This window comes from Jatrophihabitans sp. YIM 134969 (assembly GCF_054456675.1).
In genome coordinates this window covers 12,766-33,746 of sequence record NZ_JBTJEQ010000044.1, presented here as the reverse complement: position 1 = coordinate 33,746, position 20,981 = coordinate 12,766, and the positions used below count along the sequence as shown (strand labels likewise).

Below are 20,981 nucleotides of genomic sequence, written 5' to 3'. Positions count from 1 at the left end.
GGGTGGATGGGACGAGGAACCGCGCATACCGTGCTCCGATCCGGGCTCGTGGCCCGAAGTCCTGGGCGGGGATCCGTTTGCCCCCGTACGGGGCAAGTTAGCCAGAGGTTCGATTCGCGTCAACGGCCCGGGGTCGTGGACGTGGTCCGTGCGGGGCCGGGCGCTCGCTACGCTGGTCGGCGCGATGTCGACCGCTCCCGCGAACCCCGCCCGGCTGTTCGCGTTGGCGGGCTCGGCCTTCGTGGTCCTTGCCGCGGAGCCGCTCTACGTCCTCGTCGACACCGCCGTGGTCGGCCACCTCGGCGAGGTCGCGCTCGGGGGCGTGGGCATCGCCGGCACCCTGCTCGCGCTCGTCACGATGATCGGCGGCTTCCTCGAGTACGGCACCACGGCCCGCGCGGCCCGGTGGTACGGAGCCGGCCGCCTCGAGGACGCCGTCGCCGAGGGCGCCCAGGCCACCTGGCTCGCGGTCTTCCTCGGGCTCGGCGGTGTCGGGATCGGTCAGGCCGTCGCCGGCCCGCTCACCCGGGCGCTCGCGGGCGGCGCCACGCCGACCCAGGCGGCCGCCGAGGAGTGGCTGCGGATCGCGGTGTGCGGTCTGCCGCTCGTGCTGATCGTTGTCGCGGGCAACGGTTGGTTGCGTGGGGTGCAGGACACCCGGACGCCGATCCGGGTGGTGCTCCTCGCGAACGCCGTCTCGGCGGCGCTGTGCCCGGTCCTCGTCTACCCCGTGGGGTGGGGGGTCGCCGGGTCGGCGGTCGCCAACGTCGCCGCCCAGGCCCTCGGCGCGGCGTTGTTCGTGCGCGCCCTGCTGCGGGCCACCCCGCAGCGGCGGCCCCACTGGCGCACCATGCGCGCGCAACTGGTGATCGGTCGGGACCTGCTGCTGCGCGAGGTCGGGTTCCACGCCGCGTTCCTCACCTCGGCGGGCGTCGCCGCGCGGATGGGTGCGGCACAGGTCGCCGCGCACCAGATCGCCCTGCAACTGTGGACGTTCCTCGCGCTCGTGCTCGACTCGTTCGCCATCGCCGCCCAGTCGCTGGTCGGGGCCGCGCTCGGTGGTTCGGACCCCGCCGAGGCCCGCCGCACCGCGTGGCGGGTCGCCCGGCTGGGTCTGGTCGTCGGGGTGGTCATCGCCGGTCTGCTCGCGCTCGGCCACGACGCCGTCCCGGCGGTGTTCACGTCGTCGGAGGCCGTCCGTGAGCAGGCCCAACGGTTGTGGCCGTGGTTCGTCGCGATGATGCCGGCGGCCGGGGTCGTGTTCGCCCTCGACGGCGTGCTCATCGGCGCGGGCGACGTCGCGTTCATGCGCAACCTCACGCTGGTCGGGGCGCTGCTGGTGTTCGTGCCGCTCGACCTGCTCGCGCTGCACCTCGGCTGGGGGATCGGCGGGGTGTGGGCCGGGCTGACGGGCTTCGTCCTGGTCCGCTTGGTCGGCATGGTCGTGCGGTGCGCCGGCACCCGGTGGCTCGTGGTGGGGGAGACGCGTGTCGGGTAAGCGACGCGACGACATGCCGGGGGGTCTGGTCGTCGTCGACAAGCCCGGGGGGATGACGTCGCACGACGTCGTCGGTCGGCTCCGGCGCCTCGCCCACACGCGGCGGGTCGGCCACGCGGGCACGCTCGACCCGATGGCCACCGGGGTCCTGCTGGTCGGGGTCGGGCAGGCGACCCGCCTGCTGCACCACCTGGTCCTGACCGACAAGGCCTACACCGCGACGATCCGGCTCGGCGTCACGACCGTCACCGACGACCGCGAGGGTGAGGTGCTGACCTCGACCGACGCCGGCGGGCTCGACCCCGACGCGATCCGGGCGGCCGCCGCGCGGTTCGTCGGCGAGATCGACCAGGTGCCGTCGGCGGTCTCGGCGGTGAAGGTCGCGGGGGAGCGGGCCTACGACCGGGTCCGCGCCGGCGAGGACGTCGACCTGCAGGCCCGACGCGTCACCGTGCAACGGTTCGACGTGCTGGACGTCCGGCCGGAGGGAGCCGTGGTCGACGTCGACGTCGACGTGGAGGTGTCGTCGGGGACGTACGTCCGCGCGCTCGCCCGTGACCTCGGCGCAGACCTCGGGGTCGGCGGGCACCTCACCGCGCTGCGCCGCACCCAGGTCGGCCCGTTCACCGCCGACCGGGCGGTACCGCTCGACCGGGTGGCCGAGTGGACCGACACCACGACCCCGTTGACCCTCACGCTGGAGCAGGCGGTGCGGGAACTGCTGCCGGTCCGGGTGATCACCGCCGAGGAGGCGGATCTGCTGTCGTACGGGCGGTTCCTGCCGCCGGTGGGCATCGAGGGGCTCTACGCTGTGCTCCTCGACGACGGCACGGTGATCGGTCTGCTCCGCGAGTTCGACAACCACACGGCCCGGGGCGGCGGCTTCTTCGCCCGCCCCGTGCTCATCTGGCACGCCCGCGGCTGAGCGCTCCCGACCGGCTGCTTCCTGGGAAACGTTCCCCAGTGCGCGCGGCGGCGGTCGCGGGCATGCTCGGGCTGTGACCTCCTACGGGCCGCCGCCCCCGCCACCCCAGCCGGTCGGGTACGGCTACCCGCAGCAGCGGCCCGGACCGCCGCCCGGAGCGCCGCCGCCGTTCCCGGTGTGGCCGGTCGTCGTGGTCACCCTGCTGTTCTCGTTGTTCGGGCTCATCCCCGCGGTCATCGGCAGCAACCGGGCCGCACAGCGCCGCGAGGACTCCAGCCGCTACTGGATCGCCTTCGTGGTGTCGATGCTCGGGGCGCTGATCCTCTACGCCATCGTGTTCGTCGTCCTGGTGTTCGTGCTCTTCGCGAGCACCGTCGCCGTGGTCGGCACCGCGATCAGCAAGCTGCCGACCTCGACGACGGCGGCGGCGACGGCCGGACCGTGCGCGTACACCCCGGACCCGTCGACGCCGTCGTTCGCGGTGTCCCTGCCGCCGGATCCGGACCCGACGCCGACGACCGACCGGACCTGGCGCATCACGACCTCGGAGGGACCCGTCGTCATCGCCCTGGACGCCGCGAGCGCGCCCTGCGCGGTGCAGAGCATCGAGCACCTCACCGACAGGTACTTCTACGAGGGCACCGAGTGCACCCGCAGCGTCGACTCCGGGCCCTTCCTGCTCGAGTGTGGTGACCCGGGCGGGTCCGAGGACGGCCCCGGCTACACCTTCGCCGACGAGAACGCGGCCTCGGCGGACTACGCCGCCGGGGTGGTCGCGATGGCCAACACCGGCCCGGACACCAACGGCAGCCGGTTCTTCATCGTCACGAAGGACTCCAACGCGACGCAGCCGAAGGACTACACGGTGGTCGGGCGGGTCACGTCCGGGCTCGACACCGTCACCAAGATCGTTGCAGAGGGCAACGACGGCTCCGATCCTGCCGGTGGCGGGGTGCCCAACGACCCGGTGTCGATCGTGACCGCGACCGTCGAGTGACCCCGGGAAAACCGCCGGACCGGCCCGTGTCGCCGGGTAGGGTCCGGCCGTGGTCAACCGCCGGAACGTGGGTGTCGTCCTCACGTCGTGCGCCCTGCTCACCGTGTCGCTGGTGTCCGGGGTCGCCGGCGCGGCTCCGGTGCGGGGCACACCCGGCGCGGCCGGGGCGGGCGACGGCTACTTCCCGCGGCAGGGCAACGGTGGCTACGACGTCGCGCACTACGACCTCGCCGTCTCGTACACGCCGGAATCCAGGGCGCTGACCGGCGTCACCAAGATCCGGGCCACCGCCACCCAGGCCCTGTCCCGCTTCGACCTCGACCTGCGCCGCACCATGGTCGTCTCCCGGGTGGTCGTCGACGGGCGGCCGGCGACCTTCACCCAACGGGCGGCGGCCGTGCAGGAACTGGTGGTCACACCGGCCACGACGCTGCGCGCCGGCACCGCGTTCACCGTGCAGGTCACCTACGGCGGCACGGCCGCGGCGATCCACGACCCCGACGGCGCCCTCGACGGCTTCATCCCCACCCCCGACGGCGCGTTCGTGGCGAGCGAACCCCAGGGGGCGCCGACCTGGTTCCCGTGCAACGACACCCCGCGCGACAAGGCCACGTACACCCTCGCGGTCACGACCCCGTCCACCGTGGTGGCGGTGGGCAACGGCACCCGGCTCAGTTCCACCACCGGTGGCGGCCGCACCACCTCGGTGTGGTCGATGGCCTACCCGATCCCCACCTACCTCGTGACCGCCACCATCGGCGAGTTCGACGTCACCACCGGCCGCACACCGGGTGGGGTGCCGTACCTCAACGCCGTCACCTCGAACCAGGCGGCCGGCAGCGCGGCCGCGATCGCCGCCCTGCCGGACGTCGTCGACTGGTTCAGCAAGAAGTTCGGGCCCTACCCCTTCGACAGCGTCGGCGCGATCGTCGACGACGCGCCGGACGTCGGGTACGCGCTCGAGACCGCCACCCGGCCGGTGTTCGACCGGGCGCCCGACGTCGCGACCATGTCGCACGAGCTCGCGCACCAGTGGTTCGGCGACGACGTCACCCTCGGCAGGTGGCGTGACATCTGGCTGAACGAGGGCTTCGCCGAGTTCGCCAGCTGGCTGTACGGCGAGCACACCGGCGGCCCCAGCACCCACGACCGGCTGGAACGGGTGTTGGCCCGGCCCGCGGACGACAGCGTGTGGACGCCGCCGCCGGCGAACCCCGGCGGACCCGAGAACATCTTCGCGGACTCCGTCTACACCCGGGGGGCCGCGACCCTCGCCGCGCTGCGCGACGAACTGGGCGACGCGACCTTCTTCGACATCCTCAAGCGTTGGGTGGCGGGGCACGCCTACGGTTCCGCGAGCGTGACCCAGTTCCGGCAGTTCGCCGCGAAGGTCTCGGGCCGCGACCTCACCCGGTTCTTCGCGGTGTGGCTGGACGACCCCGCCAAGCCGACCTCGTGGTGAGCGACCCCGAGCTGCTCGACCGGGTCGACGCCTACCTCGACGTCGTCCAGCGCGACAGCAGCGACGTCGAGGAGATCGGCCCGTTCACCCTGTTCGTCAGCCGCGCGCCGTACCCGCTCTACGCCCGCCCCCGGCGCGGCTCCGCCGTCGAGATCACCAAGGCTGACCTCGACCGGCTGGCGGCGCGGTGCGCCGAGATCGGCATGGCCCTGGCGGTCGAGTGGGTCGAGGAGGTCACACCTTCGCTGACCGGGGTCGTGGCGGGGTACGGGCTCGCGATCGAGCGGTACCCGCTGCTGGTGCTCACGGCGGACCGCTTCCGACCGGCGCCGACGGTGCCGGAGGTCGAGCTCGCCCACGCCCGGTCGGTCGAGGAGATCCGCGCGGCACGCGCGGTCGCCCACGTCGGGTTCGGGCACGGCGGCACCGGGACCGGCGACGCGGGCGCGGCCGAACGGGACGCGTCCGGGTCCGGGGCGGACCCCGACCACCTCGCGTGGTTCGCCGACGACGCCGCGGCCGAACGGACCGTCACCGTCACCGCCTCGCTGGGCGACGACGGGGTGGTGGCCACCGGGCTCGTGAAACCGGTCGACGGCGCGGCCGAGATCATGGGCGTCGCGACCCTGCCCGCGTTCCGCAGGCGGGGTCTCGCGCTGACCGTCACCTCGGCGCTGGTCGAGGCGGCGCTCGCCCGCGGTGTCGAGCTCCTGCTGCTGTCCGCCGACAGCGACGACGTCGCCCGCATCTACCAGCGGCTGGGTTTCCGCCGCCTCGGCCACACCGGGCAGGCCGAGCGCGCGCGCCCACCGCGTCGGTAGATTGGTCCGACGTGACCGACGGGGCAGAGGCGTTCGTCTACGGCGTCCCCCGGTGGGTCGGGCAAAGCCTCGAGTTCCCGTTCGAGTCCCGATCCCCGGGTGCGGACGTCGCCTTCACCGAGGTCGTGGAGTTCGACGAGGCGCTCGACGTGCCGGCCACCTCGGTGCTCGTGCAGTTGCTGCACGCGGCGATCGGGCTGAGCTACTACAAGGCCCGACCCGCGCCGGTGATCCTCGGGTTCCCCGCCGATCCCCGGGTCGCCCCGTTCCTCGCCGAGCTGATCCGGAACGGTCTGGCCGAGTACGCCCACACCAGCGGCCGACGCGACGCCCTCACCCCCTCCGTCTCTGTCCCGACGCCGACGCCCGCGGTCGAGGCCGCGCGTCGGACGCGGACCGGCGTGCTCGTCCCGCTCGGTGGCGGCAAGGACTCCGTGGTCAGCGTGGACCTGCTCCAGCAGGCGGGCGAGGACGTGCACGCGTTCGCGGTCGGCGGTCACCCGACCATCCGGGCGTGCGCCGCCGCGGCCGGCGTGCCGCTCACCGTGGCCACCCGCACCCTGGACCCGGGACTCGCGGCGTTCACCGCGCGCACCGGCCTCAACGGCCACATCCCGGTGACGGCCATCAACAGCCTGGTCGCGCTGCTGTACGCCGAGGGTCACGGCATCGGCGCGGTCGCGATGTCCAACGAGGGTTCGGCGGACGAGCCGACCCTGGTCACCGCCGACGGCCTGGTCGTCAACCACCAGTGGTCGAAGTCGACCGCGTTCGAGCGGCTGCTGCAGGGCGTCCTCCCGGACGGCCTGGGCTACTTCTCGCTGCTCCGACCGTGGCACGAGATCCAGATCGCGCGCCGCTTCGCCGAGATCGGCACCTTCGACACCGTCGCGATCAGCTGCAACAACGTCTACCTGCGCGATCCCGCGCGCCGGGCGCCGTCGTGGTGCCTGCGCTGCCCCAAGTGCGCCTTCGTCGGGCTGGTGCTCGCGCCGTTCATGCCGCCCGAGCGTCGGGCGCGGATGTTCGGCGGCGACGTCGTGGGCAGCGAGGCGATGTCGGAGAACCTGCGGTCGCTCGTGGGGCTGACCGACGGCAAGCCGCTGGAGTGCGTGGGGGAGGTGCTGGAGAGCCGGGCGGCGCTGCTGCTGCTCGCGCGCACCGGTGAGGCCCTGCCGGACTTCGTCGAGGCCGTGCACCGCGAGCTCGAGGCGGGCGACCTCATGCCGACCGAGGTGCAGGTCGAGCGGTTGTTCCGGGCCGACGCGACGGCCGTCGCCGCGCTGCCGGAGCGGTACCGGGGCCTGCTCGATCCCGTCGGCACACCGTGAGCCGCGTCGGCATCTGGGGTTTCGGCCGCGAGGGGGCGGCGGCGTGGCGGTGGGTCACCGCGACCACCCCGGACGCGTCGGTCGTCGTCGTCGACGACGACCCCGACCGGGTGCACGAGACCGCGCCCGAGGTCGAGGTCGCAGGCTTCGACGCGCTGTTGTCGTGTGCAACGGTGTGGGTGAGCCCCGGGATCCGGCCGGCCGACCCACGCCGGGCGCAGCTCCGTGAGGCCGGTGTCGTCGTGCGTTCGGGCACCGACGAGTTCATGACCCGGGCCGCCACCCGCACCGTCGGCGTGACGGGGACCAAGGGCAAGAGCACCACGTCGTCGTTCGTCCGCGACCTGGTGGTCGCCTCCGGTGCCGAGGCCGAACTGGCCGGCAACATCGGGGTCCCGTTGCTCGACCTGCTGGACCCGGCCACCGGTGCACCCCGCAACGATCGGGCGTTCTTCGTCATCGAGCTGTCGTCGTACCAGTGCGCCTCGCTCGACCACTCCCCGCGGGTCGCGGTCGTCACCCAGTTGTACGCCGACCACCTCGCTGAACACGGCACGCTCGAGTCCTACTGGGAGGCGAAGTCCCGGATCTTCAGCGAGGGTGCCCAGACCCTCGTCACGCTGCCGGAGACGGCCGACAAGCTCCGGACGGTCGCCGACGTCGGCGCCGTCCCCGAGGTCGTCACGCCCCCCGAACTCCCCGACCTCAGCACGCTGCTTCCCCGGCACGTGCGGGAGAACCTCCGCGTGGCCGTCGCCGCGGCCGGCGCGTTGCTCGGTGCAACGATCGCTCCCGGGGTCGTCGCGCAGGTCGCGGCGCAGTACCGGCCGCTCCCGCACCGCCAGGCGGTCGTCGGCGAGGCCGGCGGGTTGCTGTGGGTCGACGACGCGCTCGCCACCACCCAGGAGAGCGTCCTCGCCGCGCTCGACGCCTTCCCCGAGCGGCGCGTCGCCGTGCTGCTCGGCGGCAAGGACCGCGGCCAACCGCTCGACCGGCTCGTCCCCGCCCTGCACCGGAGGTCCGCCGCGGTGTTGCTCCTGGGCGAGACGACGGCCCGGTTCGCCGCGGAGCTGACCGCCGCGGGTGTGCCCTCGGTGCAGGTGGGCACGGTCGACGCAGGCGTGGCGTGGGCGGCGGACCACCGCACCGATCTCGACGTCGTCCTGCTGTCGCCCGGCGCCGCGAGCTACGACCAGTTCCGTGACCACGCGGCCAAGGGCGCGGCCTTCGCGGCCGCCGTCACCGCCGTCGCCCCGGTCGTACCCTGATCCCCGTGGAGCGCTGGAACGACCTGTCCGCCGTGCCGTCGGGGTGGGGCCGCTGCGTGGTCACCATCGGCGTGTTCGACGGCGTGCACCGCGGGCACCAGGCGATCATCGCCCGCGCCGTCGAGCAGGCGGCGGCCGACGGTCTGCCCAGCGTCCTGGTGACGTTCGTCCCGCACCCGGCGGAGGTCGTCCGGCCGGGCAGCCACCCCCCGGCGCTCACCACGCTGTCCCGCCGCTCGGAGCTGGTGGGCCGGCTCGGGGTCGACGTGTTCTGCGCGATGCCCTTCTCGCTCGAGCTGTCGCGGATGTCGCCGGGCGAGTTCGCGCACGAGGCGCTGGTGTCGCGCCTGCACGCGTCCCACGTCGTCGTCGGCGAGAACTTCCGGTTCGGGCACAAGGCGGCCGGCGACGTCGACACCCTGGCCGAACTCGGCCGCAGCTTCGGCTTCCGTGCCACCGGCGTCCCGCTGCTCGCCGACGACCTGGCCGACCTCGACACCCCGATCAGCTCGACCTACGTGCGCGCCTGCGTGGGTGCGGGGGACATGGGCGCGGCCGCGCACGCGCTCGGCCGGCCGCACCGCCTCGACGGTGTCGTGGAGCGGGGCGACCAACGCGGTCGCAAGCTCGGCTACCCCACCGCCAACATGCGCCTCGAGCCGCACGCGGCGGTCCCGGCCGACGGCGTCTACGCCGGGCGCGTGGTGCGCCTCGACCGGTTCGGGCACACGGTGCCGCACTCCGTGCTCGGTACCACGGCCATCTCCGTCGGCACCAACCCGACCTTCCAGGGCCGCGAGCGTCGGGTCGAGGCGCACATCCTCGACTTCGAGGGCGACCTCTACGGCGACCAGCTCGGCGTCGAGTTCACCCACCGGCTGCGGGGCATGGAGCGCTACGACACCCTGGACGAACTGGTCGACCAGATGGCGCTCGACGTCGACCGGGCGCGCGAGCTCGTCGCCGCCCTGTGATCGCCTGGTAACCTGGGCGACGGCCTCCAGGCCGCGCTCTGCTGCGTGCCCGGATGCCGACGGGTAGCGCGACCGTCTCCCATCGTGATCCAGACCGGTGGGGCGCGCTGCCACGAGGACCCGGAAGGGCTGTCAGTGCCGCTCACGCAGGACGTCAAGAAGCAGATCATCGCCGAGTACGGCGCGAACGACCAGGACACGGGCTCCGCCGAGGTCCAGGTCGCGATGCTCACGCAGCGCATCCGCGACCTCACCGAGCACCTCAAGATCCACAAGCACGACCACCACAGCCGTCGTGGTCTGCTGCTGCTGGTCGGCCAGCGCCGCCGGCTCCTGAACTACATCGCGAAGACCGACATCAACCGGTACCGCTCGATCATCGAGCGCCTCGGGTTGCGTCGCTAGCACCACCCCGGACCGGGCGGACGTCGCCCGCGCGGGGTCGAACCCCGCCGAACTGCCGCCGGTCCTCGGTAGTGGCTCCCGGGGCTTCGTCCCCGGTGGCTTCGATCGAAGACCGGTCCGCAGGATCCGGCACCTCTCGACCTCTCGCTCCCGGCGTCCTCCCACCGTCCGGCGCACCACACCGGCACGGGCACGAGGCCCGTCCGGAGACGAGAGGTCGAGAGAGAATCCCATGAGCGAAACCCAGACGCCTGCCGGCGTCGAGATCACCGAGGCCCCCGACGGTTCCACCGTCGTCGAGTCGGTCGCCACGATCGACAACGGCAAGTTCGGTACCCACACCATCCGCTTCGAGACCGGTCGCCTCGCCAAGCAGGCCGCCGGTTCGGTCGTCGCGTACTTCGACGACGACACCATGCTGCTGTCGGCCACCACCGCCGGCAAGCACCCCCGTGAGGGCTTCGACTTCTTCCCGCTCACGGTCGACGTCGAAGAGCGCATGTACGCCATCGGCAAGATCCCCGGCTCGTTCTTCCGCCGCGAGGGCCGCCCGTCCGAGGCCGCCATCCTCACCTGCCGGCTCATCGACCGCCCGCTGCGCCCGACCTTCACCAAGGGTCTGCGCAACGAGGTCCAGGTCGTCGTCACCGTCATGGGTCTGGACCCCGAGGTGCTCTACGACGTCGTCGCGATCAACGCGGCGTCCGCCTCCACGCAGATCGCGGGCCTGCCGTTCAGCGGCCCGATCGGTGGCGTGCGCGTCGCCCTCATCGAGGGTCAGTGGGTCGCGTTCCCGAGCCACCCGCAGATCGAGCAGGCCACGTTCGACATGGTCGTCGCCGGCCGGGTCACCGAGTCCGGTGACGTCGCGATCATGATGGTCGAGGCCGAGGCCACCGAGGACGTCATCGCCCTGGTCGCCGGCGGCGCCACCGCGCCGACCGAGGAGGTCGTCGCGCAGGGTCTCGAGGCCGCGAAGCCGTTCATCGCCGAGCTGTGCCGCGCGCAGCAGGCGCTGCACGCCGCCGCGCCGAAGGAGACCCGCGAGTTCCCGGTCTTCCTCGACTACCAGGACGACGTCTTCGACCTGGTCGCCGCCGCGGTCACCGAGCCGCTGACCCAGGCGCTCACCATCGCCGACAAGCAGGACCGCGAGGCCGAGATCGACCGCGTCAAGGGCCTCGCCACCGAGCTGGTCGGCCCCCAGGTCGAGGGGCGTGAGAAGGAGATCTCGGGTGCGTACCGCGCGCTGCAGAAGAAGCTGATCCGCCAGCGCGTCCTGCGCGACAAGATCCGCATCGACGGCCGTGGCATCACCGACATCCGCACGCTGTCGGCCGAGGTCGAGGTCGTCCCGCGCGTCCACGGTTCGGCGCTGTTCCAGCGCGGCGAGACCCAGATCCTGGGTGTCACCACGCTGAACATGCTCGGCCTGGAGCAGAAGCTCGACACGCTCTCGCCGGTCACGACCAAGCGGTACATGCACAACTACAACTTCCCGCCGTACTCGACCGGTGAGACCGGCCGCGTCGGTTCGCCGAAGCGTCGCGAGATCGGGCACGGCGCCCTCGCCGAGCGCGCGCTCGTGCCGGTGCTGCCGAGCCGCGAGGAGTTCCCCTACGCGATCCGTCAGGTGTCCGAGGCCCTCGGCTCCAACGGTTCGACCTCGATGGGCTCGGTCTGCGCCTCGACCCTCGCCCTGCTCAACGCCGGTGTGCCGCTGCGCGCGCCGGTCGCGGGCATCGCGATGGGCCTGATCTCCGACACCGTCGACGGCAACACCGAGTACGTCGCGATCACCGACATCCTCGGTGCCGAGGACGCCTTCGGCGACATGGACTTCAAGGTCGCCGGCACCCGGGAGTTCGTCACCGCGCTGCAGCTGGACACCAAGCTCGACGGCATCCCGTCCGACGTCCTCGCCGGTGCGCTCACCCAGGCCCGTGAGGCCCGGTTCGCGATCCTCGACGTCATGGGCGAGGCCATCGACGCCCCCGACGAGATGAGCCCGTACGCCCCGCGCGTCACGGCGCTGAAGATCCCGGTCGACAAGATCGGCGCGGTCATCGGCCCCAAGGGTCAGATGATCAACGCGATCCAGGACGAGACCGGCGCGCAGATCTCGATCGAGGACGACGGCACGGTGTACGTCGGTGCCGCCGACGGCCCCTCGGCGCAGGCCGCGGTCGACCGCATCAACCAGATCGCCAACCCGCAGATGCCGAAGGTCGGCGAGCGGTTCCTCGGCACCGTGGTGAAGACGGCCGCCTTCGGCGCGTTCGTCTCGCTGCTGCCGGGCAAGGACGGCCTGGTGCACATCAGCAAGCTCGGCAACGGCAAGCGCATCGGCAAGGTCGAGGACGTCGTCAAGGTCGGCGACAAGCTGCAGGTCGAGATCACCGAGATCGACGGTCGCGGCAAGATCAGCCTGGTGCCGGTCACGGCCGACGCGGACGCCGCCCCGGCCGACGCGCCCGCCACGGTCGACGCCTGATCCGACCGGGGACCTCGTTGCCGAAGAAGGCACGGACCGAGACGCTCGGGACGGACGGTGCGGGTGCGGTCATCCGCCGCACCGTCCTCCCGGGCGGGCTCCGCGTGGTCACCGAGACCATGCCGTGGGTCCGCAGCGCCAGCGTCGGTGTCTGGGTCGACGTCGGCTCGCGTGACGAGTCGCCGTCGGTCGCCGGCGCCTCGCACTTCCTCGAACACCTGTTGTTCAAGGGCACCCCGACTCGCAGCGCGCTCGACATCGCGATCGGGATGGACGCCGTCGGTGGCGAGTTCAACGCGTTCACCGAGAAGGAACACACCTGCTACTACGCCACGGTCCTCGACCGTGACGTCGACTACGCGGTGGACGTCATCTGCGACGTCGTGCTCAGTGCCACGGTCGCCGCGCGCGACGTCGAGGTGGAACGGCACGTCGTGCTGGAGGAGATCTCCATGCGCGACGACGACCCGTCGGACCTGGTGAGCGAGGAGTTCGCCACCGCGGTCTTCGGCGACTCCCCGTTGGGGCGCTCGATCCTCGGCAGCGACGCCTCGATCACGGCGATGACCCGGCGGCAGGTCGCCGGGTACTACCACCGCCGCTACGAACCGGGCGACATGGTCGTGGCCGTCGCGGGGAACGTCTCGCACGCCGACGTCGTCGCCCGTGTGCGGCAGGCGTTCGCGGGTCGGCTCGACCCCGGCCACGAGGCGCCCGCGCCCCGCGGCACCGCCGCCGGTGTCGCCGCCCGCTTCGCCGACCGACCCAGCACACGGGTCAGTGGCGACGACACCGAACAGGCCAACATCATGTTGGGCGTGCGCGGGCTCTCGCGGCACGACCCGCGCCGCTACGCCGTCGGCGTGCTCTCGGCCGCGCTGGGCGGCGGCATGTCGTCGCGGCTGTTCCAGCGCATCCGGGAGGAACGCGGCCTCGCCTACTCGGTCTACAGCTTCCACGCCGCCTACGCCGACACCGGCATGTTCGGCGTCTACGCGGGGTGCCAGCCGGCCAAAGCCGACGAGGTGCTCTCGCTCATGCGCTCGGAGTTGGCGTCGGTGGCCCGCGACGGTCTGTCCGCCGACGAGATCGAACGCGGCAAGGGTCAGGCCCGCGGCGGCATGGTCATCGGTCTCGAGGACTCGGCGTCGCGGATGACCCGTATCGGCAAGAGCGAACTGGTCAGCGGCGAGGTGCTCACGGTCGACGCCGTGCTCGGTCGCATCGAGGCCGTCACCGACGACGACGTCCGTGCGGTGGCCGCCGACCTGTTCGCCCAGCCGCGGGCGCTCGCGGTGGTCGGGCCGTTCGACGACCACGCGTTCGACGCCGGGGACGACGGTGGCTGACCGCATGCGCGTCGGGGTGTTCGGTGCCGCCGGGCGGATGGGCCGTGAGGTGTGCCGCGCCGTCGAGGCCGACCCGATGCTCCGGCTGACGGCCCGGATCGACCACGTCGGCGGCGACGAGGTCGACTACGACTCGATCGACGCCCTGGCGAACGCCGACGTCGTCGTCGACTTCACCCATCCCGACGCCGTCATGGACAACCTGCACGAGGCGATCTCGCGCGGGGTCTCGGTGGTGGTCGGCACCACCGGCTTCGACACCGAGCGCATCGCGCAGGTCGAGGCGTGGCTCGCGGACGCCCCCCACGTCGGGGTGCTCATCGCGCCCAACTTCGCGCTCGGCGCCGTCCTGACCCAACACTTCGCCGTGACCGCCGCCCGGTTCTACGACGCCGTCGAGATCATCGAGTTGCACCACGAGCGCAAGGTCGACGCCCCCAGCGGCACCGCGACCAGCACGGCCCGTGCGGTGGCGGCGGCGCAGCGGGCCGCCGGTCGCACCCCGGTCGCCGACCCCACCACGCACGGACTCGACGGCGCGCGCGGTGCCGACGTCGACGGCGTGCGCGTGCACGCCGTGCGCCTGCCCGGCCTCGTGGCGCACGAGGAGGTCATGTTCGGTTCGGCCGGGGAGTTGCTGACGATCCGGCACGACTCCATCGACCGCACCTCGTTCATGCCGGGCGTGCTGCTCGCGGTCAAGGCGGTCCGCACCCGGCCCGGCCTCACCCTCGGGCTCGAGGCCCTGCTCGGCCTCGACACGCCCTGACGTCCGTGCGGCGGCCGTCCGGCCCGCAGAGCGGCCCTCACCAGCCGTGAGGCGCGCTCAGGTCACGGTGGGCCTGCTCGTGGTCCTGCTGGCGGTCTACCTCGGCCTGGTGACCCAGCGCGGTGTCGCGTTGGTGACGTCCGGTGACGCCATCTCGGTCGTCCTCGGTGTCGCGGTGTTCGTCTTCCCGCTCATCGGGATCCTCCTCGTGACGCAGGAGATCCGCTTCGGCGCGGCCACGGCGCGCCTGGCCCGGTCGATCGACCCGGCCGTGCTCGACGCCGACGAGGCGGAGGTGAACGCGTTGCCCCGCACCGCGAGCGGACGCGTCGAGCGCGTCGGCGCCGACGCGCTGTTCGCACTGCGCCGGGCCGACGCCGAGGCCGCCCCGGACGATCCGGTCGCCTGGTACCGCCTGGCCCAGGCCTACGACCTCGCGGGCGACCGCAAGCGCGCCCGGGGCGCGATGCGCCACGCGTTGTCCCTCGTGCGCACCTGACCCGGTCCGGCCGCGGATCGGTCAGGAGTGGGGGACGACCTCCTCGACCCCCGACACCATGAGGCCGGTGGCGCCCTTCGACAGGCCGAGGTCGGCCTGCTCCTCGGTGGCGACGATGTGGGCGAGGACCCGCTTGCCGGTGGCGGTCATGCGGTCGAAGACCGCCTCGGACGCGCCGTACTCCATACCGAGCAGGTCGAACCGGCGCTGGGCGTCGTCGAAGTCGCCCATCTGGTCCTCGTACCAGTACCCCCAGGTCGTGTAGCCCCGTGCGCGGGCGGTCCGCGGGGTGTCGACGAACTGGTGGAAGGACTTGACCACCGCACGGCGCCGGCCGCCGTACTGGTCCAGCAGGTCCAGCAACTCGTCGACGTGGTCGTCGTCCTTGTCGTCGACGAACAGGATGCGGTCCCGGGAGACCTGGTCGAGGACCGTCTGCTTCAGGCGGCTGGGCGGCTGGGCGCCCACCACGGAGCGCAGCGTCGACACCTGGGCCCAGGTCGAGGTGGCGATGGTGAGGTCGCGGCCGAAGACCCGGCCGGTCGAGGCGTCCTCGGACGCGATCCACACACCGTCGGCGGTCCGGCGGGCCGGGAACTCCAACGCCAGGGCGCGGTTCCACGCCGCGGCGTTGCGGTAGGCGAGCGGCGAGGCCTCGGGCCAGTCCGCCGACCCGCCGCGGTGGGCGATGCGGATCGTCCGCCGCGTCAGCCAGGCCTGGAGCGGTGTCGCGGCGGCCGAGGCGGTCGCCCGAGCGGGCGTCGCGGCCGCGGACCCGCACGTCGCGAGGCAGGCCGCGCCCGCGAGCGCCGCGACGAACGTGCGCCGCGTGACGGTCCGGGACGGGGGCGGCGGGGTGGCCGCGAGGGACGACACCGGACAAGTGTCGGATACCTGTGCAAACGTGTGCCACGCGGGGTCGCTGCCCCGCACGGCTAGGCGGAGATGTCGGCGTGCAGCCGCAGTTCCCGCAACGTGGTCGGGCCGGTGTCGAGGATCCGCGCGACGCCGTCGGCCTCCCACCCCGCCGCCGCGAAGAACGCCCGCGACGCCGAGTCCGGTTCGAGGACCCAGGCGAGCGCCCGCACGGCACCGTCCTCCCGGGCGAGGTCGACCGCGGCCGCGAGCAGCCGCGAACCGTGGCCACGCCGGCCCCAGCGGGGTTCGACGAGCAGTGGTCCGACGACCACGGTGCCGCCCTCCGGGGGGACGTCGCCGGCGGGGGTCGCGTCACCGAGGTCGAGGTCGTCGGAGGTCGCGGGCGCCATCGCCACGAACCCGACGGCCTGGCGCCCCTCGAACGCGACCAGCACGCGGTGTCCCTGCGTGGGTGGGGCGGCGATGCCCGCCTGCCACGCCCCGGCCGCCTGCGCCTCGGACAGTCCCTCGAGCACTTCGGCCGGGAGGATCTCGGCGTAGGCGGTGCGCCACGTGGAGACCTGCAGCCGGGCGACGTCGGCGACGTCGACGAGGGTCGCGGGGCGCACGCTCGCATCGGCCACGTCGCCCGACGGTACGCAGGCGGGTGTCGGAGGGTCCCGCTACGGTCCGCTGCATGGCCGAGGTCGAGCGTCTCACCGCCGCCGCCGCGCGCCGGATCGCGCTGGCGGCGCAGGGGTTCACTGATCCGAGGCCGAGCGGCCGGGTCGACGCCCGGCACATCCGGCGGGTGTTCGACCGGGTGGCGCTGCTGCAGATCGACTCGGTCAACGTCCTGTCGCGCTCGCACTACCTGCCCGTGTTCGCGCGGCTCGGCGCGTACCCGCGTGACCTGCTCGACAAGCTCACCGGCTTCACGGCCGGACCGTTGCAGCGTGAAACGTTCGAGTACTGGGCGCACGAGGCGTCGATCCTGCCGCTGCGGCTGCACCCGTTGCTGCGGTGGCGGATGGAACGGGCCGCCGACGAGGCGTGGGGTGGCATGCGGACCGCGCGCGAGAGCCCCGGCCTGCTCGACCAGGTGCGGGGCCTGTTCGGCGAGGGCCCGGTCCGGGCGGTCGACACCGGTCTGGCTCCGCCCCGGCGTGAGCCCGGGCAGATGTGGAACTGGCACCTGGGCAAGGAGGCGCTGGGGTACCTGTTCTGGGCCGGGGAGGTCACCGCGGCACGGCGGGTCAACTTCGAGCGCTGGTACGACCTCACCGAACGGGTGCTGCCGGCCACCGTCGTGCAGGCCCCCACGCCGAGCCGCGAGGACGCCCACCGGGAACTGGTCCGGGTGTCGGCCCGCGCGCTCGGTGTCGCCACCGAACCCGACCTCGGCGACTACTTCCGGCTGCCACGCGCCGAGTCCAAGCTCCGGGTCGCCGAGCTGGTCGAGGCGGGGGAGTTGCAGCCGGTCGAGGTCCAGGGGTGGGGCCGGGCGCCGGCGTACCTGTGGCCGGGCGCCAAGCGGCCGCGTCGGGTCGACGCCCGGGCGCTGCTGTCGCCGTTCGACTCGCTGGTCTGGTTCCGCCCGCGCACCGAGCGGCTGTTCGGGATGCGGTACCGGATCGAGATCTACACCCCGGCGGCACAGCGGGTGTACGGCTACTACGTCCTGCCGTTCCTGCTCGGCGACCGCCTGGTCGGCCGGGTCGACCTCAAGGCCGACCGGCAGGCGGGCGTGCTGCGGGTCCAGGCCGCGTTCGCCGAGCCCGACGTCCCCGACCACGACCGCGCCCGGGTCGCCGGCGAACTCGCGGCGGCCCTGCGTGAGCTGGCCGCCTGGCTGGACCTCGACGACGTCGCCGTGGTGCCGCGTGGTGACCTCGCGGGCGAACTCGACGCTGCGCTCGCCCTGACCTGATCATCACGATCTGGTTACACAACCCTGCCGGAGCTCCGTGGGCCGTTGACCCTTGTGAGGTCAGCTCCCAGGATCAGCGGGCCTCCGCCTTTACGTCCGGTTCCTCCGTGCCTGCCCGTCATCGGGTCCGTGTGCGGTTCGCCGGGGTCGTTCCGCCTCGCGTCCAGTCGGTGTGTCCGCCTGCGACCGGGCGGCTCGGCCCTGCGTGGTCGGCGGAGGTCGTCCGCACCACCCCGCACGGTCCGACCCACCGGAGGAAACCGCGTTGTCCATCCTGTCCAGGCGCCACCCGGCCCGCCTCGCCGCCGTCACGGCGGCGGCGACCGCGGTCGGCGTCGCCGCCGCGCTCGCCGCGGCCCCGTCGTCGGCGGCCCCCGCCGACCCGGGCTCGTCCCCCTTCACCGCTCCCGCCTTCACCGCGGGCCGCTACGTGGTGGTCATGTCCGACCAGCCCGTCGCGACCTACGCCGGTGGCGTGGCGGGCTACACCCCGACCAAGCCGAAGGCCGGCGCCAAGGTGCAGGTGAAGAGCGCCGACGCGACGCGCTACGCCGCGTACCTCACCGCGCGCCAGACCAACGTCGCACGGGCCGCGGGTGTCACGCCGAGCGTCCGGTACAGCACCACGCTGTCCGGTTTCGCCGCGACGCTCACCGCGGACCAGGCCCGGGAGATCGCCGCCCAGCCGGGCGTCCGGCTGGTCGCGAAGGACACGCTGCACAAGGCGACCGACGACCGGAACTCCATCGAGCAGCTGAAGATCCGGGGCGGCCTGTGGCCGACCGTGGGTGGGCCGTCCTCGGCTGGCAAGGGCGTCGTCGTCGGGGTCATCGACACCGGCATCTGGCCCGAGAACCCGTCGTTCGCGGGTGCGGCGCTCGGCACGAAGCCCGCGACCGCCGCCGACCCGTACCTGCCGTACCGCTCGGGCGGTACGACCGTGATGGCCAAGGCCGACGGCAGCACCTTCACCGGCATCTGCCAGACCGGTGAGCAGTTCACCACCGCGAACTGCAACACCAAGGTCATCGCGGCCCGCTACTTCGGCGCCGCGTGGCTCGCCGCCAACCCGCCGTCGGTGCGCGCCGACTTCGTGTCCCCGCGTGACGGTGGCGGCCACGGCTCGCACACCGCCTCCACCGCCGCGGGCAACAACAACGTCGCCGCCTCGGTCGACGGCATCGACTTCGGCCGGATCTCGGGCGTCGCGCCCGGGGCCCGCATCGCGGTCTACAAGGGACTGTGGGAGTCGACGGAGGAGGCCCGCTCGGGCGGCTTCACCTCCGACCTCGTGTCGGCCATCGACGCCGCGGTCGCCGACGGTGTCGACGTGATCAACTACTCGATCGGCTCGTCCTCGGAGTCCGCGGCGAGCGACCCGACGCAGCTGGCGTTCCTCTCGGCCGCGTCCGCCGGCATCTTCGTGTCCGCCTCGGCCGGCAACTCCGGCCCCGGCGCCGCGACGATGGACAACACCGCGCCCTGGCTGTCCACGGTCGCCGCGAGCAGCATCGCGCCGTACACCGCGACCGTCACGCTCGGCAACGGCCGCACGTTCGTCGGCATCTCCACCTCGGTCGACGAGCCGTTGAAGAACAAGCGACTGGTGCTCGCGCGGGCCGTCAGGAACGGCGACGCGACCGCGGCCGACGCCACCCTCTGCATCGCGGGCACGCTCGACCCCGCCAAGACCGCGGGCAAGGTCGTCGTGTGCGAGCGCGGCATCAACGGCCGCCTGGAGAAGTCGACCGAGGTCGACCGGGCCGGCGGCGCCGGGATGCTGCTGGTGAACCCGACCGGCAACAGCCTCGACGCCGACGTGCACTTCGTGCCGACCGTCCACCTCGACGTGGACGCCTACCCCACCGTCAAGACCTACGCGGGCCGGAGCAACGCCACGGTCACCTTCACGCCGGGCAACACCACGTCGATCCCGTCGCCCGCGTACCCGCAGGTCGCCGGGTTCTCCTCGCGCGGCCCGTCCCTCGCGAGCGGCGGTGACATCCTCAAGCCGGACATCGCGGCGCCGGGTGTGTCGATCCTCGCCGCGGTCGCTCCGCCCTCGAACCACGGCCGGGACTACGACTTCTACTCCGGTACCTCGATGGCGGCCCCGCACATCGCAGGTCTCGCCGCGATCTACTTCGGCGTCCACCCCACGTGGACCCCGATGATGGTCAAGTCCGCGATGATGACCACCGCGGGCGACACCGTCGGCACCACCGACCCGTTCGCGCAGGGCGCGGGCGTCGTCACCCCGACCCGCATGCTCAACCCGGGTCTGGTCTACAACGCGGGTGACGCCGACTGGCTCGGTTACCTCGCGGGCATCGGCGAGGTCGACGACACCGGGGTCGCCCCGATCGACCCGAGCAACTACAACAACCCGTCGATCGCGATCGGGCAGTTGCTCGCGCCGCAGACCGTCACCCGGAAGGTCACCGCGACCACCGCGGGTCTGTACCGCGCGACGATCTCGGTCCCGGGCGTCACCGCGACGGTCAGCCCGTCGATCCTGAACTTCGACAGTGCCGGTCAGACCAAGACCTTCACGGTGAAGTTCACCCGGACCACCGCCGCGTTCGACGTCGCGTCCAAGGGCACGTTGACCTGGACCGGCGGCGGCACGACCGTCCGCAGTCCGATCGCCGTGACGCCCAAGGCCGTCGCGGCCCCGGCGCAGGTCGCGGGCTCCGGCGCCAGTGGTTCGAAGGCGTTCACCGTCACGCCCGGTGTCACGGGGTCGTTCCCCGTCACGGCGAGAGGTCTCGCCGAGAACACCCGCTCGACCGGGACGCTGAACGTCGGGCAGAGCATCCAGTCGGCGCTGACCGTCGCGGAGGACACCGAGGCGGCCCGGTTCACGCTGGACTCGGAGAACGACGCGGCCGACCTGGACCTGGTCGTGTACCGGGTCGAGGGCGGCGTGGGCACCCAGGTCGGTGTGTCGGCGAGCGGTGCGGCGGACGAGGAGGTCGTGCTGCGCAGCCCGGCGGCCGGGACGTATGTGGCCGTGCTGCAGGGTTACGCCAACGCCCCCGGCGCGTCGACCAGCCCGTTCACCTTCACCAAGGGCGCGGTCACCACGGCCGACTCCCTGGGGTCGTTCGCGGTGAGCCCGACGTCGCCGACCACCACCGCGGGCCGGCCGATCACGTTGACCGCGAGCTGGTCCGGTCTGACGGCGGGCACGCCGTACCTCGGCTGGATCGAGTACCTCGACGGGTCGGGGACGGTCGTCACCGTCAACTGACACCCGTCACCACCTGATCGACCGCACCACCACCCGTCCGGTCCGGGCCGTCTCCCACGAGGCGGCCCGGCCGGGCGGTGTTCTGCTGTCCGAGACCGTCTGCGCCCAGCCGGGCCAGTCCCGGCCGCTCGGGTGTCCGCGTCTTGCA

Annotated in this window: 17 protein-coding genes; 15 read left to right on the top strand and 2 right to left on the bottom strand. The window is 73.0% G+C overall.

The window, feature by feature from the left end; genetic code table 11:
* The first annotated feature begins 172 nt into the window (after positions 1-172).
* The 13 genes from ACXR2U_RS19060 (at position 173) to ACXR2U_RS19000 (ending at position 14,792) form a co-directional block, all read left to right on the top strand.
* Positions 173-1,498, top strand: a complete 1,326-nt coding sequence (locus ACXR2U_RS19060) for an MATE family efflux transporter (protein WP_458826665.1) — start codon at positions 173-175, stop codon at positions 1,496-1,498.
* Between the two features lie 13 nt (positions 1,499-1,511).
* Positions 1,512-2,423, top strand: coding sequence for a tRNA pseudouridine(55) synthase TruB (truB, locus tag ACXR2U_RS19055; protein ID WP_458826655.1), 912 nt, complete (start codon positions 1,512-1,514; stop codon positions 2,421-2,423).
* A 73-nt stretch (positions 2,424-2,496) separates the two neighbouring features.
* Entirely contained in the window at positions 2,497-3,420 is a 924-nt protein-coding gene (locus ACXR2U_RS19050; RefSeq protein ID WP_458826654.1) for a peptidylprolyl isomerase, read from the top strand.
* A 49-nt stretch (positions 3,421-3,469) separates the two neighbouring features.
* Positions 3,470-4,882 carry a M1 family metallopeptidase gene (locus ACXR2U_RS19045; protein WP_458826653.1) on the top strand — a complete coding sequence of 471 codons (1,413 nt, stop codon included), beginning with the start codon at positions 3,470-3,472 and terminating at the stop codon, positions 4,880-4,882.
* Positions 4,879-5,703: a GNAT family N-acetyltransferase gene (locus tag ACXR2U_RS19040; protein WP_458826652.1), complete on the top strand. Its 825-nt coding sequence runs from the start codon at positions 4,879-4,881 to the stop codon at positions 5,701-5,703. Before ACXR2U_RS19045 ends, ACXR2U_RS19040 begins: the two co-directional genes overlap by 4 nt.
* A gap of 11 nt (positions 5,704-5,714) precedes the next feature.
* Positions 5,715-7,034, top strand: a complete 1,320-nt coding sequence (locus ACXR2U_RS19035; RefSeq protein ID WP_458826651.1) for a hypothetical protein — start codon at positions 5,715-5,717, stop codon at positions 7,032-7,034.
* Positions 7,031-8,302, top strand: coding sequence for a Mur ligase family protein (locus tag ACXR2U_RS19030; RefSeq protein WP_458826650.1), 1,272 nt, complete (start codon positions 7,031-7,033; stop codon positions 8,300-8,302). The genes ACXR2U_RS19035 and ACXR2U_RS19030 overlap by 4 nt, the downstream gene beginning before the upstream one ends.
* Positions 8,303-8,307: 5 nt before the next feature.
* Positions 8,308-9,276, top strand: a complete 969-nt coding sequence (locus tag ACXR2U_RS19025) for a bifunctional riboflavin kinase/FAD synthetase (protein WP_458826649.1) — start codon at positions 8,308-8,310, stop codon at positions 9,274-9,276.
* Positions 9,277-9,411: 135 nt separating this feature from the next.
* A complete protein-coding gene (rpsO, locus tag ACXR2U_RS19020) occupies positions 9,412-9,681 on the top strand; it encodes a 30S ribosomal protein S15 (protein WP_458826664.1) in 270 nt (89 codons plus the stop codon).
* 232 nt (positions 9,682-9,913) lie between these two features.
* Positions 9,914-12,175: a polyribonucleotide nucleotidyltransferase gene (locus tag ACXR2U_RS19015; RefSeq protein WP_458826648.1), complete on the top strand. Its 2,262-nt coding sequence runs from the start codon at positions 9,914-9,916 to the stop codon at positions 12,173-12,175.
* A gap of 17 nt (positions 12,176-12,192) precedes the next feature.
* The gene (locus ACXR2U_RS19010) at positions 12,193-13,524 is read left to right on the top strand and encodes a M16 family metallopeptidase (protein WP_458826647.1); all 1,332 of its coding nucleotides are present in this window, start codon (positions 12,193-12,195) and stop codon (positions 13,522-13,524) included.
* Between the two features lie 4 nt (positions 13,525-13,528).
* On the top strand, positions 13,529-14,293 hold the full coding sequence (gene dapB, locus ACXR2U_RS19005) for a 4-hydroxy-tetrahydrodipicolinate reductase (RefSeq protein ID WP_458826663.1): 765 nt from the start codon (positions 13,529-13,531) through the stop codon (positions 14,291-14,293).
* A gap of 46 nt (positions 14,294-14,339) precedes the next feature.
* On the top strand, positions 14,340-14,792 hold the full coding sequence (locus tag ACXR2U_RS19000; RefSeq protein ID WP_458826646.1) for a hypothetical protein: 453 nt from the start codon (positions 14,340-14,342) through the stop codon (positions 14,790-14,792).
* Between the two features lie 21 nt (positions 14,793-14,813).
* Here the strand turns inward: ACXR2U_RS19000 and ACXR2U_RS18995 are convergent, their stop codons facing one another.
* Positions 14,814-15,668, bottom strand: a complete 855-nt coding sequence (locus ACXR2U_RS18995) for a glycerophosphodiester phosphodiesterase (protein WP_458826645.1) — start codon at positions 15,666-15,668, stop codon at positions 14,814-14,816.
* A 59-nt stretch (positions 15,669-15,727) separates the two neighbouring features.
* Complete coding sequence (locus tag ACXR2U_RS18990; RefSeq protein ID WP_458826644.1) at positions 15,728-16,294, bottom strand: N-acetyltransferase family protein; 567 nt, start codon at positions 16,292-16,294, stop codon at positions 15,728-15,730.
* Positions 16,295-16,347: 53 nt separating this feature from the next.
* Between ACXR2U_RS18990 and ACXR2U_RS18985 the strand changes: the two genes are divergently transcribed.
* Positions 16,348-17,580, top strand: coding sequence for a winged helix-turn-helix domain-containing protein (locus ACXR2U_RS18985; RefSeq protein ID WP_458826643.1), 1,233 nt, complete (start codon positions 16,348-16,350; stop codon positions 17,578-17,580).
* 265 nt (positions 17,581-17,845) lie between these two features.
* Entirely contained in the window at positions 17,846-20,833 is a 2,988-nt protein-coding gene (locus tag ACXR2U_RS18980) for a S8 family peptidase (protein WP_458826642.1), read from the top strand.
* The last annotated feature ends 148 nt before the right edge of the window (positions 20,834-20,981 follow it).